This window comes from Deltaproteobacteria bacterium (assembly GCA_019308905.1).
Classification (GTDB): Bacteria; Desulfobacterota; BSN033; order WVXP01; family WVXP01; genus JAFDHF01.
Genome location: JAFDHF010000042.1, coordinates 1 through 15,915 on the forward strand (window position 1 = coordinate 1; position 15,915 = coordinate 15,915).

Below are 15,915 nucleotides of genomic sequence, written 5' to 3' on the forward strand. Positions count from 1 at the left end.
GAGGCCCTATGCCACGGGACTCTATTTCTCAAAGAGCGCCAAGGAGATCCTCGGCGAAGAGAGGGCCGAAAAACTCCGGGCCTGGAAGAGGGAAGTTGACCTCCGGGGCATCATGAACCCGGGCAAGGTCGTCGACGGTGGCCTGGCGGGCACGGCTCTCAGGGTCGCGTATTTTTTCGAACCCCTGGTCAGGCCCTTGGGCAATTACGTAATCACCCGGGTGGGCGAGCACCCCACCCGACCCGTGCGGGGGATTCCCGCCGATGTGGCCTGGTACGCCTACAGCTGCTCCCAGTGCGGTTACTGCATCGACGAATGCGACCAGTTTTATGGCCGGGGCTGGGAGAGCCAGAGCCCCCGCGGCAAGTGGTACTGGCTGCGGGAATATATGGAGGGCCGCGAGGAGTGGGATCAATCCATGGTCGACACCTTCCTGGTCTGCACGACCTGTGAGCTCTGTGACCTACGCTGTTCCGCGTCGCTTCCCATCGAATCCTCGTGGATGAAGCTTCGGGGCAAGCTGGTGGACGAGGACAGGAAGATGACCTTCCCGCCTTTTGAGATGATGGCCGCGGCCCTGCGTGCCGAGGGTGACATCTGGGCGGGTTTTCGCAAGGATCGGCCGGCATGGTTCCCGCAAGACCTGATGGCCAGGCACGGGCCTTCCCACAGGGCGAAGAACGTCTATTTCGCCGGTTGCACGGCCAGCTATGTGGAAAACGACATAGCCATGGCCACCGTCCGGCTTCTCGATGCCGCCGGTGTGGATTTCACCTATCTCGGAGAAAAGGAGAGTTGCTGTGCCATCCCCATGCTGGTTGCGGGCAAGTGGGACCTCTTCGCCGAGATCATGAAGAGAAACCTGGAGGCCGTGAAGGAGGCCGGTGCCGAGACTGTGATCGCCTCGTGTCCTGCGTGCGACATGATGTGGCGCCGGGTTTACCCCATTTGGGCGGAAAAGCTCGGTATAGAGTACGGCATCACGGCGAGACATTACAGCGAGATCCTATCGGAGAGAATCAGAGAAGGGAAGTTCCGTTTCCCCCGGAACGGTCGGCAGCCAGTGACCGTGACCTGGCACGACTCCTGTCACATCGGCAGGGTCTCTGGGGTCTATGAACCTCCCCGGGATCTGATCAGGGCGATCCCGGGGGTGAACCTGGTCGAGATGACACACAACCGGCAGAACGCCCACTGCTGCGGTTCGGTGCTCACCCTGGTCAAGGATCCCCCCGTGGCCGCCGATATCGGCAAGATCCGCCTCGACGAGGCGGTTGAGGCTGGTGCGGAAAAGGTCCTATCTCTGTGTCCGTGCTGTGAATTCCAGTTCCGCGTCACGCGGGACAAGAAGGACCTTCCCGTGGAGATCGTGGATCTGGCCAGATTCGCCTCCTCGGCCCTTGGGTATGACTTCCCGGGTCCCGACTCTGAAGTGCGATCCCAGTGGGCCGCCTTTGAGGCGATGATCGGACTGATGACTCCTGAAGGCTTTGCCGACCTCATGGGGACCATGTGGCCTGAGTTGGTTTCCGCCATGCCTCTTGGTATGGGGACGATGATGAGGCTCATGGGGAAGATACCGGGCGCCCTCCACTTGATGAGGCCCATGTTTCCCCTTCTCTTCCCCCGGCTGCTTCCCGTGATGCTCCCCAAGGTCATGCCGGTGATGCTCGACCGGGTGAGGGAAAAGATCCCCATGCCGGAGTCCATGGCTGAACTGATGCCGCGGCTCATGCCCCAGGTGATGGCCAACCTGATGCCCCATATGATCGGGCAGGTGGTTCCCCTGGTTACGGATCCGCTCATCGACTATCTGAGGGGTGGAACCCGGCCCCCTGGAGAAACAAGAATTGCAAGATCCCGGAATGGAAAGAAAGACGGGTAGGACATCCGGATGGATCGATGCCGGCCGGGCCTGCTGCCTAGTCTTGAGGGCCTTTTTCCTGCTCGTATCGATCCTCGATACGACATGAAGAGGCGAGTCAGGTTTCGACTCCCAGTTTCGGAAGAACATAGCGGTTGAGGACAAACCATCCGACAACGACCAAAAGGAGTATAAGAGTTCCTCTCACTATCCGTCCCTTCTTGGTCTTTTGATTCTCATGAATTCCCATTAGACTAACACATTGAAGCGCATGAGAACAAGGTCCCTGCGATCCAAAATCCACCGGCTAGATCTGGAATTCTGAAGATAGAAGGAGAGTCAATTACCTGATGAAGCGGAGTCTCCTGATTTTCTCGGCCGAGGATTCTTCCAAGTAAACGACTCTAGGACTTTTCTTGTTTTGGCAGGGGAACAGATTTTCCCCCTCCCTCCGGAGCTCACGCGGTGAACGCATGAAGGTTCGCGGGCGGGCAGTTCCTGCCCCTTCCCCACGAACACGAATCACGAACACGAATCACGAATCACGAACACGAATCACGAACACGACTCACGAACACGAATCACGACTCACGAACACGAACACGAACACGAACACGAACACGAATCACGAATCACGAACACGACCTTTCCCCTCCCCGCTCACCCTTTATGGGTACCCCACCGCTTCCGCAATGTTGCCCGGGGACAAGGGTGTTCCCCGAGAAGTCGGGAAACTCCACCCTGACGAATCAACGATTGTTTCTTGACCGGGTTGTCATTTTCAGGACCGGAGCGACGAAGAATCCCGCCTTTATTTCGACCGTGCAGCCCGGAGCAGAGACTCTTCGCTCCCCAGGGTCGCTCGGACTCGTCCTTTCACTCGGTTCAGGGCAGGCTCTTGAGCAAGGCGAAGGAATGACGCAACGGCTGAATAGTCTGAGTTGTACCAAGTGGAGATAGATGGCAGGCCGGCGCGAGGGAGGCAGGGGTGGCGGGCCGGAAGCCCGAAAGGGTCGTCCGAGAGCACAAGAGGGGAAGGATAGGGGGCTCTCCTATCGGATCGAGAGAGGATCGCCGGCTTGTAGGCTTTTAGAATCCTTGATGGAAACGCGACAAAGACCCCTCGTAACTTTCTTCTTGACACCCAAAAAGGGGGGAATTATCTTCTATCTGTGGGGAGTTCGGATCGCTCTTTTGGTGGGGAAAAGAGGGAGTGAGGAGGTGGTGCCGAGCTGGTTGGAATAAGATGAGATGTGTCCGGAAAAGGAGGTGGTGCAGAGAGGGGCAGTCTGCTATTGGAGTCTGAGGAACCAATGGAGAGGAGGGACAAGAGATGAAGCCTTTGTCAAAGAGAGGGTTATTGTCGTTGGTTCTGGTAGCCGCCCTCGTTGTCGCTTTTGGAACGCCGGGAGTGACCCGGGCGGCAAAGTACACCATGGTGATCGCCCATCATTACCCTGTCGACATGACAAACAACGAGGTGCATCCGTCACTGGTCAGGTTCGCCAATATCGTTCAGACTCAAACCAAGGGGGCTATCGAGGTCAAGATCTTCGGGGGCATGACACTGGGGACGGAGATCGAGTACACCCAGAAGGCCCAGAAGGGCAAGACGGTACAGAGTGCGGTTCTCTCTTCGGGTGCCTTCTCGTCCTTCTTTCCCAAGTACCAGGTGATTACCACGCCCTTTCTCTTTTCCGATTACAACGTTGCATGGGCTTTTTTCAACAGCAGGTGGTACGCGGACTTCATGAACGAGATGCGGCAGAAGACGGGGCTCCGCTGGATCGGGATGTTCGACGATGGCGGTGGTTTTGTGGCCTTTACCAACAACAAGCGACTGATCAAGACGCCCAAGGACATGAAAGGGCTACGGATACGCGTGGAGGAGAACCCGGCCCACATCGCCATGATGGAGGCACTCGGGGCCAAGGCCGTCCCCTTGGAATGGGGGCAGGTGCCCACCGCCTTGCAGACCGGTGTGGCCGATGGTCAGTTCAACGCGCCGGGCCTCAATGCGGCTATGAAATTCTGGGAACCCTGTGACTACACCTCCTGGACCGGTCATGTCTACAACAGCCTGAACTGGGTGGTGAACGACGAGTGGTTCAAGGGCCTGCCAGAGGAGTATCAGCGCGTCATCCTGCGGGCCGCCAGGCAGGCCGTCATGATGGGCCACGGAGTCTCGGAGTTTCTCACGGTCCTGGGGTGGAAGACATGCTGTGAGAAATTCAAGGCCTGCTACGTGCCCACGCCCGACGAGAAGGCGGCCTTTCGAGACATCATGCGGCCGGCTTTCTATAAATGGGCCACAGAGGAGTTCGGACTCAAACCGGAGTTCATCCACGAGACATGGAACAAGGTGGAAGAGATCAGTAAGGCGCTCGACGCCGAGTATATGGAGAAATGGGGTAGATAGTTGAAAGCCTGTAGAGAGCCGGGTCGGAGGCAGGGAGGATCACCGGGCCCCGGAGCCCGGTGATCCTCCCTGTTTGACTGCCGCCGGTCGGCCTCTGAGTCAGGAGGGAGTGAATCCCTGGCATGAGGGTCATTCTTCGCATAAGTGATTGGCTGAACCAGGTTGTCCTGAAAATCCTCGGTGTCCTGGTGATCGGCCTTTTCGGGATCAACATCTATGCCGTCTTTTTTCGATACGTTCTCAACAATCCACTCCCCTGGCCCGTGCCCATATCGAGAATCCTCCTGGTCTGGATCGCCCTGGCAGGGATCAGTGTCGCCCTCAAGGAGGGCGAGCATGTGGCCATCGAAGGTGCGGTCCGCGCCTTGCCTCCAAAATACGAAAGAGTCATCAGACTTTTCGGCTGCCTAATTATCGGCGTCTGGTTGGTCGTCGTGATCTGGCAGGGCTGGCTTGCCGCTGCGAGGGCGGACCAGCTCATGATGATTACAGCCAATCTCCAGATCTCTTTCAAGTGGCGCCTCATGGCCGTTCCGGTGAGCGGAATCATCCAGCTTGTCCACATCCTGGCATGGCCATCCATCCTGGACAAGGCCATGGAACGTAGAGAAACGGCATAAAATGGCCATCACTTTTCTGATCTTTTTTGTCCTACTCGCCCTGGCGATTCCCATCGGCTACATCATGGGAATTTCGTCTATGGTCGGCCTCTTCGCGATGGGTGGTTGGGATTTTCTCGAACCCGTTGCCGCGCGTCTGCATGCCGGGACCGCAGGTTATATGCTTGTTGCCATCCCCTTCTTTATCCTGGCAGCCGAGTTTCTCAACCGATCCGGTATGACCGAACAACTGGTCCGGTTCTCCAATGCTCTGCTCGGGCATCTCCATGGGGGACTGTCTCACGTCAACATTCTCGTAAGCATCCTCTTTGCCGGGCTCACGGGGGCCGCTGTCACCGACACCGTGGCTATCGGCGGGATCCTCATACCGGCCATGAAGAAGGACGGCTACGGGTCGAGCTACTCGGCCGCCGTGACGGCTACTTCTTCTGTCATCGGCCCGGTTATCCCCCCCAGTATTGTCATGGTTCTATATGCGAGTATCCTGAGGCTCTCGGTGCCTGCACTGTTTGCTGCCGCCCTGATTCCCGGATTGATGTGCGGCATGGCCTTGCTTGTGGAGAGCTTCTATATCAGCTGGCGTCGCCGGTACCCGCGTCATAAGAGGGCCTCTCTCAGGGAGATTGCAGTTGCAAGCTACCGGGCCTTGGTCGCCCTCGGCACCGGGGTGATTATCCTGGGGGCTATTCTCTTCGGAATAACCACCGTCTCGGAAGCTGCTGCCCTCGGAGCCCTCTATGCCATGCTTCTCGGGTTTCTGGGATACAGGACCCTCACCCTCAGGGACATCTGGGAGTCGATGCTCGCCACTGTACGGCTGTCCGGGGTCGTATTTCTCCTGATTGCCGCTGCTGCGGCCCTTGGCTGGTTTACAACGCTCTCCGGGGTCATCGAATCGACTGCCAGGCTCGCAACCTCGATCAGCTCCAATCCCATGGTGATCCTCACCCTCGTCGACGCGTTTATCCTGATCGTCTGCATGTTTATCGACGTCATCCCGGCGGCTCTCATCCTCGGCCCTGTGCTTTCGCCGGCCATGGAGAAGATCGGGATAAACCCCATCCACTTTGCAATGATCATGATGTTGGGCCTAAACATAGGTAATGCGACACCTCCCATGGGGATGACCCTCATGACCGCCTCCCAGATTGCGAAGATACCCTATGAGAAATCGATGAAGGACGCCCTCTATTTTATCGCCGCCGAGATTGTCGTGCTCCTGATCATTACCTATGTTCCCTTCCTCTCCCTGTGGCTCCCCGGGTTGTTGGGCTACGGGGGGTAGGGGATGGGAGGCAATCCTCCGGCTCACCAGTGAAAGGAGAAAGGAGTACTCCCTATGACGGACCAAAAGATCGCCCCCATTGCTCTGGACGAGATAAGGGAAGCCAGGCACAGAATCGGGCAAGCCGTGGTCAGGACGCCCTGTATGTATTCCCTCCCCCTGAGCCGGAAGAAGGGGAGTGAGGTATTCCTGAAACTCGAATGTCTCCAGGTGACCCAGGCCTTCAAAGCCAGGGGAAACGCCAACAAGATCGCCCTCTTGAACGAGAAAGAAAAGGGGAGAGGTGTCATCACCGCCTCATCGGGGAACCACGGGCTCGGTCTCTCCCTGGCATCCATGAGGCATGGTATCAGGGCGGTGATCGTGGTTCCCGAGGTGGCTCCCGCCAACAAGATCGATAAGATCAGGGAAAACGGCGCTCAAGTGATAGTGAAGGGGGCGACCTACGACGACGCCGCTGCCTATGCCCACACCTTAGCCCGGGAAAAGGGCTATCTCTATGTTCCGAGTTTCGATGACAGGGACATCATAGCGGGCAACGGTTCGATGGGACTCGAGATACTGGAGGACGTTCCCGAGGTGGGCCTGATCGCCTGTCCCATCGGAGGGGGAGGGGGGATTTCGGGGATTGCCCTGGCGGCCAAGCAGATCAACCCAGAAATTCAGATAGTCGGGGTTGAGGCCGAGAATGCTCCGTCCATGCTCAGGTCGGTTGAGGCGGGCAGCATCATAGAACTCTCTTCGGCCCGCACCTTTGCAGACGGAATCGCGGTGAGGAAGCCCGGAAGACTCAACTTCGAGATAGTGAGAGATTATGTCGACAGGATCGTAACGGTCTCAGAGGGAGAGATGGAATCCGCCCTGTGCACACTGGCCAAGGAGGCCAAGATCGTTGCCGAGGGGGCCGGGGCGAGCGCGGTTGCCGCGCTCCTTTTCGACAAGTTCGATACGGCTCGTGGAAAGGTGGTCTGTGTAGTTACGGGTGGAAATATCGACATGAGCCTTTTCCGGCACATTCTTGAGAGGGCATACAACGCCTAGACAAGGCATGTGATCGGACTTCATAGGCATTGCCTCGACAGGATTGTCGAGGCATTCCAGTAGTGTCGAACCACAGCAATGCCGATAAGCCTTTGAAATGAAATCAGAAGCTGAAGCGATTCCCTGTTTTGCCTCGACATAATTGTCGAGAAGGAACTCCTCGAGAATGGAGGTTTTTCCAAAGTCTGGTAGAATAGCCTTGATATGTAAATGACTTACGCATCGTGCCCCTTCCTGGCACAGCCCTTGCCTTATGGAGAAGCAACATCTCAGATTCGGGAAGGAGGTAGAAAACGATGAGAAAGTCGAAAATCAGGATCGCGGGTTTTGTGGTGGCGACGGTCGTTCTTCTTGCGGCAGGCCTGGTCTCTGCTCACGGACCTTGGGCAGGAAAGGGTTATGGGTACGGCGCCCAGTGGTACGGGAGAGACAGGGATCTTTCACCGGAAAAGAGGGAGAGGCTGGAGAGCATGCGGGAGAAGTTCTATCAGGAGGTCTCTCCTCTCCGGAGGGAACTCTATCAAAAGAGGCTCGAGTTGCGGGCTCTCTGGGTCGACCCCAAGGCAGATTCGGAAGAAATAAGGGCCAAGGCGAGCGAGATCTTCGATCTCCAGCGCCGTCTAGAGGAGAAGGTTCTTGCCCACAGGCTTGCCGTGCGGCAGGTTGTTCCGGAAGGGTATTTCCCCCCGGGGCGGGGTCGTTATGGGTCTGGCGTGGCTTACGGTCCGGGTTCCGGCCGGAGGCATATGGGCAGGGGAGCCGGATTCGGTGCGTCGCAGGGTTATAGGGCGCAGCCCTGCTGGTAGATCGGACGGAATCCAAGGGATCGGCCCCCCGAGTACTTGGGAGGCCGATCCCTTCCTTGATTTCAGGGTTTCCCTTGAGGTAATCAAGGGATAGGAGATGAGGAGTGAAAGTCAGGGCTCTGGTGGTGTTCATCTCTCTGTTTTTGCTGGGGTTCCAGCTCCCGCGTACCCGGGCCCAGCAGCCCATGGGGGAGAACCGGATTCGAAGGGGGCCTCCCTGTTGGGTGCCGGAGGATCTCCGCCTGACCCCGGAGCAGGTGGAGGAGATGAAATCACTCGAGCGGTACTATCTCGGCGAGATGACGGCCTTGAGGAATCAACTCCGGGACCGGAGGTACACCCTGAGAAGGCGTCTCATGGATCCGGCAGTGGATCCCTCGGAAATAAGGGCAAAGCAGAAAGAGGTTCTTGCCCTGGAAGATCGGATCCAGGAGAAGATCCTCGACTACCAGCTCAGGGTCAGGGAGATCCTGACACCGGAGCAGTTCAGGCTCTGGGCCTCCCGCAAGCGGTGGGGCCTGGGCCGCCGGCTGTACCTGCGGCGCCGGATGGGTGTGATACGGCGCTAGGCCCTCTGGCAGAAGCAAAGGATGGCAGAAAGACCAAAATCCCGATCACGGCGGATGTCCGTAGGCCCCGTCGACCTCGCCCTGATCTATGGACTCATCACCCTCTTACTGATCGTCAACGGCTTTTTTGAGACCAGAAGAACCCGGAAAAGCCTGACCGAAATACTGGAAAGCCAGGGCAGGACCCTGGCCCAGGGGCTCGAGAAGGAGATTCAGAGCACCCTCTCCGTTATCACGGTGATGGAGAGTGTGCCGGGGGGTCATCTGCTCAATCCCGGATCATCGATCGACTTTTTTGCCATCGAAGACGCGGTCGTGGACTACCTGCTGGAGATTGCGGCCCGGGTGGATCAAGACGACGCCCGCCATGCATTCAGGCCGGTGGATCTTGAAAGGCTCGCTCAGAAACACGGAGTGGAGAGAATCGAGATCCTCGAGGCCCTCTCCGATCCCCGCCTCGCCTCGAGGGATCTCTCCTTGTACCTGCCGCTCTTTCAGGGAATACGGGACATGACGGTCGATCCCTTTAGGGAATTTCCGCCGGATCCGAAGGGCTTGTTCTCGGTGCTCGTGCGGAGGGTTCGGGGCCGGGGAATCATTACCGTGAGCATCAATCCCTTGCAGATGAAGATCCTCCGCCGGAGGTTCGCAATCGAGGACGTGCTCGAGGCCATGGACTTCGGCGACAGGGTTGAGTACGTCTCCGTTTTCGACACCTCTCTCGCCCCCATTGCCCAGGTGGGGAAGGAGGGGCTGGACAGGGCCCCGGATCTCGAATTTCTTCGATCTGTTCAGGAGAGTGCAGGGAGTGCGTCGAGGCTTGTCACGATACTTCCCAAAAAACCGGTATTTGAAGTCGCAAAGGCTATCCGTCTGGGGGAAACTCCTTACGGGGTCATAGAGGTCGGCCTTTCCACCTTGCAGATTCAGAAAATAGTCTCCCTCTCCAGGCGAAACGCTTTCCTCTGGGTTACCGTGTTCCTGGCAGTGGGGATCACCGGGGTGACACTCATCTATGTGAATCAGAACCGGCATATCCGGAGAGTGAGAGAGATGGAAGAGAGGGCCCAGGCCGCCGAAAGGCTCCTCTCTGTGGGTAAACTCGGAGCGGGGCTGGCCCATGAGATCCGCAATCCCCTCAATGCCATTGCCATGGCCATCCAGCGGCTTCATCGTGAGTTTCATCCCCGTGACGGAGAAGAGGCCGGGCAGTACGACCAGTTGATTAGGGTCATCCGAGAGGAGATCAACCGGCTGAACAGGATAGTGGAGCGATTCCTCCTCTTCTCCAAACCCCGGAAGCTAGCTCTTACTCCTGTACGGCTTGCCGAAATGCTGAGAGATATCTCCCTCCTCTTTTTGGAGGAGGCCGAGGTGAGATCCGTTGCCGTGAAAGAGGAAGTCGACCCGATGCTTCCTCCGGTGATGATGGACAGGGAAGGGATGAGCCAGGCCCTTGTCAACATCGTGACCAACGGCCTCGATGCCATGGAGGGAGGGGGAACCCTGACGATCAGGGCTGAACCGGTACGGAGGGACTGGGTCAGGATTACCGTTGCCGACACGGGGAAGGGTATTCCGGAAGAGCAGATCGAGAGGGTTTTCGACTATTCCTACACCAGCAGGGAGAAGGGTTTAGGGTTGGGGCTTCCCATGGCCCGCAAGATCATCGAGGAACACGGAGGGAGGGTCGACATAGAGAGCCGTGTGGGTGAAGGGACGAGTATATCTATTCTCCTCCCTCTCAAAGGGCCGTGAGGATCCGGAGTGGTGGTTCCGGACTTTCTGCGAGAGGTCTCTGCCAGGCCCCATGGACGTCCCTGCCGAGCCGTGGAAAAGAGCAGTGGGAGAGATGATCCATGCCTGACAAAGAGATGAAGCTCCTGATCGTTGAGGACGAAAAAGCCCAGCGAGAAATGCTGGAGGGGTTTCTCCTGAATCAGGGTTTCCCCGTCCTCTCGGTCGATGAGGGGAGGGCGGCCGTGGAGGCCGTGCGAAGAGAGCCCGTGGATCTCGTCTTTCTCGACTTCAAGATGCCCGGAATGGACGGGTTGGAGACCCTCAGGGAGCTGAGGAGAATCAACCCCGAGCTTGCAGTCGTGATGATGACCGCCTATGGGACGATCGAGACGGCAGTAGAGTCGATGAAGGCGGGTGCCGCGGACTACCTCACCAAGCCCATCGACCTGGACGAACTCCTGTTACTCATCGAAAAGGTCTCCGAGAAGATCCTTCTGAAGAGGGAAAACAGGGAATTGAAGGAACGACTTCGCCAGGGGTACCGGTTCGATCAGATCATCTATGCCAGTGGGAAGATGGAAGAGGTTTTGAGTCTGACCGTGAGGGTTGCCGACAGCCAGGCTACGGTACTGATTCGAGGGGAGAGTGGAACCGGAAAGGAGCTCATAGCCAATGCCATTCACTATGCGAGCCCCAGGGCGGATCGGCCCTTCGTAAAGGTCAACTGCACGGCACTTCCGGACAATCTTCTCGAGAGCGAACTCTTCGGCCACGAAAGGGGGGCGTTTACAGGGGCCTTTCGGAGGCGAATAGGCCGATTCGAAGAGGCCCACGGCGGAAGCATCTTCCTGGACGAGGTGGGTGATCTCTCGCCGACCCTTCAGATGAAACTGCTCAGGGTGCTCCAGGAGAGGCGATTCGAGCGCCTGGGGAGCAACCAGACCATCGAGACCGATGTGAGGATTATTGCCGCTACCAACCGGGATCTGGAGGAGGCGCTCCGTGAGAAGAGGTTCAGGGAGGACCTCTACTACCGTCTGAACGTGGTGGTCATCAATCTCCCTCCCCTCAGGGAGAGGCGGGAGGATATCCCCCGTCTGATCGATCATTTCCTCATCAAGTACAGCAAGAAGAACCGGAGAACCCTGCCGCGAGTCACAAAGGAGGCAAGAGACCGGCTCTTGCAGTATGACTACCCTGGAAACGTAAGGGAGCTTGAAAACGTCATCGAAAGGAGCATAGTTGTGAGCAGGGGGGACGTCATAACGGTCCGTGATCTGCCCTTCCAGGTCAGGGATGACGCGAGGCAGGAAGGGCCGGATCACGGCGTTGGGGCTGAAGGGGGATCCCTGCACGCCGTGCTCTCACGGGTCGAAAGGGACTTGATTGTCAAGGCCCTGGAGGAACATGGCGGTGTCCAGACTCGGGCTGCCAGGAGTCTCGGCATCAACGAGCGTGTCCTCCGGTACAAAATGCAGAAATACGGGCTGTCCGCAAAATAGGGGGTTCACGCCGGAGTGTCCGGTTCTGAAGTCACGGAACGGTCGCCGGTGGGGCGGGGATACGGGCAAAGGAGGCGTCATGCTGAGCGACAGAACGGTATATCTCAACGGAGACTTCGTGGAATGGGAGAAGGCGACGGTTCATGTCATGTCTCACAGCCTGGCCAGGGGATCGGCCATTTTTGAGGTTATCGGTCTCAACCAGACCGAAATGGGACCCTCGGTCTTTCGCCTCGACGAGCACGTCGACCGCCTCTTCAGGACTGCGGCACTTCTCTCCGCGGAACTCCCCCTCTCAAAGGAGGGTTTCGAATCGGCCGTCCTCGCAACCGTGAGGGCAAACAGCGTGAGCGAGGGCTTCGTCAAGGTCGTCTGCTACTACCACGAGACAGGCTTTGACATCCTCTGCTCCCAGAAGGCCCTCGACGTCTGCATCGTGGTCGTAGACCCGGCCCGAGATCTTGAGGACTACCATCCAGCTCCATCAAGAGGTGTGTCGGCCTGTATCTGTAAATGGAGAAAGCTCCATCCAGAGACCGCACCTGTTGAGGCCAAGGTTGCCGGAAACTACATAAACGGGATCATGGCCGGGCTGGAAGCCAGAAGGCGGGGCTTCGACAGGGGGATCATGCTCGACACCCAGGGTTTTGTTGCCGAGGCGAGCCTCGAATCGGTCTTCCTGGTCAAAGATGACGCGCTGACGGCCTGCCATCTCGGTACGGTCCTGCCGAGCATCGGCAGAAAGACATTGCTCGAGGCAGCGCCTCGCGCGGGTATCAAGACCGTCGAGAAACGGGTGAGTCCGGAAGCCCTTCTCGAGAGCGAGGAGGTCTTTCTCTGCTCTTCCCCGGACGGTATGGTGCCCGTCAATAGGATCGAAGGTCGGGTTTTCGACAAGGTGCCTGGAGTCGTCACCGAAAAACTCCTCACCCTTCTCGGGGAGATAAGATCCGGCAGGAACCCCGAATTCAGGAAGTGGCTCTTCCCAGCCACAGAATAGCAGGAGGGACCATGGGAGTCGTGTATGTACACACCAATTTGGTCGCGGGCGACTGGAGGCGCCTTGCTGCTTTCTATGAGACCGTGTTCGGGTGTAGACCCGTACCACCGGAGCGGGACCTGTCGGGTAGATGGTTGGACAGGGCCACCGGACTGGCCGGAGCGCGGATTTCCGGCATACATCTTCGCCTCCCCGGCCACGGGGAGAACGGCCCCACTCTGGAGATTTTTCAATACGCTTCCCTGGCTGGGCGACCGGCGACCGCCCCGAATGCACCGGGATTCTCACACGTCGCCTTTGGAGTGGATGACGTGGCCGAGACCGCCAGAGCGGTCTTTGATGCAGGGGGACGACCCGTAGGAGAGCTCGTAAGCCACGAGGTTTCCGGTATCGGTCTTCTGACCTTCCAGTATGTGGCTGACCCGGAAGGAAATATCATCGAGATTCAAAACTGGAAACGCGGGAGAGAGTAATGGGTCACCATGCCTCAGTGACCACTCAGGAAGCTCTTGCCCTTTCCGGCCGTCCCTTCCTCAAACCTGCTCGGACGGAGGGGGTTGTCCTCCTGGGCCATCTCTCCTGAAATAAGATCGGCCACCCATTTGCCGGCTTCAGGGGAAAGCATCACACCAGCCCAGTACCCGCAGTTGACATAGAAGCCCGGAACCTCTGCCACGGGTCCGATAAGGGGCTGATCATCCGGCGTGTATACGTACTGCCCCGCCGAGACGATGATGTCCCTTTTCTTCATTCCCCCGGCTACTTCCTCCCAAAAGGGGGTGAGGCGCATGACCTTGTCCAGGGCGACGGCTGGAAAGTCCCAGTCTACCTTGAGCCTCTCTGAAGGCTCGCTCACGGGCTCATCAGGATCCACCCAGGCAAGAAGAGCTCCCCCTACCTCCGGCCTCCAATAGGAGCCGTTGACAAGATCCACGGTAAAAGGAGCGTCCTGAGGTATGAGGGGAGAGGGCGTCACAAAAACCCGCTGCCTGCGAACCGGCTCCAGGGGAAGCTCGATCCCGACCATCCGGGCAACCTGGCCGGCGAATGGACCTGCGGCATCCACCACTGTCCTGGTTTCGATATCTCCTCGAGTCGTCTCCACCCGGCAGACGCCCTGATCGTCGAGGACTATGGCTGTGGCCCTTGTTTCGGTAAAGAAACTGGCGCCGCATCCCTTGGCAAACCCCTGGGTCACCTCATGTGTCGAGAGCCATCCGTCGCGCTGGCGAAAGGTGCCTGCCACCACGGCGGGCGAGACAAAGGGAAACCTGGCCCGAATCTCTTCTCCGGAGAGGAACTCAGAGTCGGCGATTCCCAGTTTGTGGTATTGCTCGACGGCCGACTCCAGATCGTCCACCATTTTCGGATCGTCGGTGATGAAGAGATAACCCTGCTGATGGAGAGAGATGTCATATCCTGGAATACCGACAACATCTGCGAAGTTCTCAAAGATCTCTATGCTTTTCCGGGCCAGAGCCGCCATGGCCGGCTCGGTGAACTGGGCGCGGAAGCACTCTACGGATGCGGTGGTTGTAAGTGTGGAGAGCCCGTCACGCATCTCGACCAGGATCACGTCGAGCCCGGCCCTTGAAAGCCAGAAGGCCGTGGCGGTTCCAACGATTCCTCCGCCGATCACAACGGTGTCTGCCCTATGGTTCTCCCCGGCTCCGGGAACATATATCCGGCCCATCCGTGCGGACTCCCTTTCGCGCACCCGGTGAGGGCGATTCGCCCGTTGATCTTGAATCTGCGGTTTCTTACCCCCATTGATGATACCATATCCATGGAAGGAATCCAGTGGGTGATCGCGTGGAACTCCACGTCTTGGAGGGAACCCTGAGGCAACCACCTCCAAGGTCAGGGAATCCCCGGGCAGGTGAGGCCCCTGATTCCCCCTAGGGCCGAGTCGAAGGGTGTTCGCCGGTCTCCAGATAGGCCTTTATCTCTTCCACACCGAGCCCCTGGAGCCCCATCTTTTCGAGGTTCCTTCCCTCCTTCCAGCAATCCCTTCCCATCACGGCGCCCCCTATCTCGATCAGAGCATCCATGATGGGAGTATCTATTCCCACGGCGTTCCCGAGGCTGGCCCAGGCCACCAGGCCGTAGGGGATGTCCTCTGTGACATATCTGTGTTCCAGGGAATCCGGCCCCTTGACCGGGGTCAGTCCGGCGCTTCCGTTCAGAGACTCCCACAGCGTACCCCTGGGGCCGTATCCCGACTCGACCATCATATCGACACCGGTGGGCAGTGAGAGGCCGAGTCTGTTGCCGATCTCGAGCCTTTCTCGATCCAGGGATTCCATCACCCTCACCACCGAGGGCGTCATCCCCTCTTCGTACATGTAGAACTCCCCATGGGATCGCTCGATGCGTCCGGCATTGAGGAGACTGCCTGCAGGGTGGAGGAGGGGGGTCAGATGGCCGAGCCCGGTCTCCACCACGTTGCCTTTCAACCGAAAGGGATAGAGATCTTTCACCCTTTCGTAGACCAGACTCCCCTGGTCTCCAGGGATCGTCGCAAGGCCGCACACGGACCGGACGTGGAACACCCTGACCCTTCCAGGACCGATCAGCCTCGTAGCAAAGGGGAGGCCTCCGGTTTCCCCCACAACGGGCAGGGCCCGAATCCCGCGAGACATTAGGATCTTGCGAAACTCGAGAGACCCCAGGGTACCGGGCATGATCAGCACGATCTGTTCTTCCCTCAGGCAGGGTGCCAGGAGGTGTCCGTAGGCGGAGATGGCGAAACCGGGAAGGGGCACAAAGATGAGTTCCACATCTTCGACGGCCTCCCGGATGTCCGTGGTAACGAGATTGAGTGTAACCGTTGCGCTCCCTGCCGCTCCGGAGATTTCAATCCGCCCTGTCCTGAAGACCTCGGCCATACGGGCCGCGTACTCCTCCATCTCGAACATATTCACCAAGAGGCCTTTCCGCGATAGATCCGCCGCTATCGTGTGGGAGGCGTTCCCCCCTCCCATGACAGCCACCTTTCTTGATTCCATCTTCTCTTCCTCTTGAATCCGATCTCCTGTGTCCTCGGGAAGGCCGGAAAGGTTCCCCCGG

The 15,915-nt window shown here is 58.3% G+C and carries 13 protein-coding genes; 11 read left to right on the plus strand and 2 right to left on the minus strand.

The annotated features are described in order from the left end of the window. The 11 genes from JRJ26_13590 to JRJ26_13640 form a co-directional block, all read left to right on the plus strand. Nucleotides 1-1,885 (plus strand): (Fe-S)-binding protein (locus tag JRJ26_13590; protein MBW2058520.1); only part of this gene is annotated, 1,885 nt, incomplete at its 5' end. Nucleotides 1,886-3,197: 1,312 nt separating this feature from the next. Next, the gene (gene dctP / locus JRJ26_13595) at nt 3,198-4,283 is read left to right on the plus strand and encodes a TRAP transporter substrate-binding protein DctP (GenBank protein MBW2058521.1); all 1,086 of its coding nucleotides are present in this window, start codon (nt 3,198-3,200) and stop codon (nt 4,281-4,283) included. 122 nt (nt 4,284-4,405) lie between these two features. Beyond that, the gene (locus tag JRJ26_13600) at nt 4,406-4,903 is read left to right on the plus strand and encodes a TRAP transporter small permease (protein ID MBW2058522.1); all 498 of its coding nucleotides are present in this window, start codon (nt 4,406-4,408) and stop codon (nt 4,901-4,903) included. Between the two features lies 1 nt (nt 4,904). Then, entirely contained in the window at nt 4,905-6,188 is a 1,284-nt protein-coding gene (locus tag JRJ26_13605) for a TRAP transporter large permease (protein MBW2058523.1), read from the plus strand. A gap of 54 nt (nt 6,189-6,242) precedes the next feature. After that, nucleotides 6,243-7,229 (plus strand): pyridoxal-phosphate dependent enzyme, encoded by a 987-nt coding sequence (locus JRJ26_13610; GenBank protein MBW2058524.1) that lies wholly within the window; start codon nt 6,243-6,245, stop codon nt 7,227-7,229. 296 nt (nt 7,230-7,525) lie between these two features. Next, nucleotides 7,526-8,035: a periplasmic heavy metal sensor gene (locus JRJ26_13615; protein MBW2058525.1), complete on the plus strand. Its 510-nt coding sequence runs from the start codon at nt 7,526-7,528 to the stop codon at nt 8,033-8,035. Between the two features lie 104 nt (nt 8,036-8,139). Beyond that, nucleotides 8,140-8,604 (plus strand): periplasmic heavy metal sensor, encoded by a 465-nt coding sequence (locus JRJ26_13620; GenBank protein MBW2058526.1) that lies wholly within the window; start codon nt 8,140-8,142, stop codon nt 8,602-8,604. Between the two features lie 21 nt (nt 8,605-8,625). Next, nucleotides 8,626-10,362 carry a hypothetical protein gene (locus JRJ26_13625; protein MBW2058527.1) on the plus strand — a complete coding sequence of 579 codons (1,737 nt, stop codon included), beginning with the start codon at nt 8,626-8,628 and terminating at the stop codon, nt 10,360-10,362. 101 nt (nt 10,363-10,463) lie between these two features. After that, nucleotides 10,464-11,846 (plus strand): sigma-54-dependent Fis family transcriptional regulator, encoded by a 1,383-nt coding sequence (locus JRJ26_13630; protein MBW2058528.1) that lies wholly within the window; start codon nt 10,464-10,466, stop codon nt 11,844-11,846. Nucleotides 11,847-11,925: 79 nt separating this feature from the next. Next, nucleotides 11,926-12,846, plus strand: a complete 921-nt coding sequence (locus JRJ26_13635; GenBank protein ID MBW2058529.1) for an aminotransferase class IV — start codon at nt 11,926-11,928, stop codon at nt 12,844-12,846. An 11-nt stretch (nt 12,847-12,857) separates the two neighbouring features. Then, nucleotides 12,858-13,319 carry a VOC family protein gene (locus JRJ26_13640; protein MBW2058530.1) on the plus strand — a complete coding sequence of 154 codons (462 nt, stop codon included), beginning with the start codon at nt 12,858-12,860 and terminating at the stop codon, nt 13,317-13,319. Between the two features lie 14 nt (nt 13,320-13,333). Here JRJ26_13640 and JRJ26_13645 read toward each other — a convergent pair whose 3' ends face one another. Together JRJ26_13645 and JRJ26_13650 are read right to left on the minus strand one after the other, a co-directional pair. After that, nucleotides 13,334-14,539 (minus strand): FAD-binding oxidoreductase, encoded by a 1,206-nt coding sequence (locus JRJ26_13645; GenBank protein ID MBW2058531.1) that lies wholly within the window; start codon nt 14,537-14,539, stop codon nt 13,334-13,336. 205 nt (nt 14,540-14,744) lie between these two features. Continuing rightward, the gene (locus JRJ26_13650) at nt 14,745-15,854 is read right to left on the minus strand and encodes an NAD/NADP octopine/nopaline dehydrogenase family protein (GenBank protein MBW2058532.1); all 1,110 of its coding nucleotides are present in this window, start codon (nt 15,852-15,854) and stop codon (nt 14,745-14,747) included. Between the last annotated feature and the right edge of the window lie 61 nt (nt 15,855-15,915).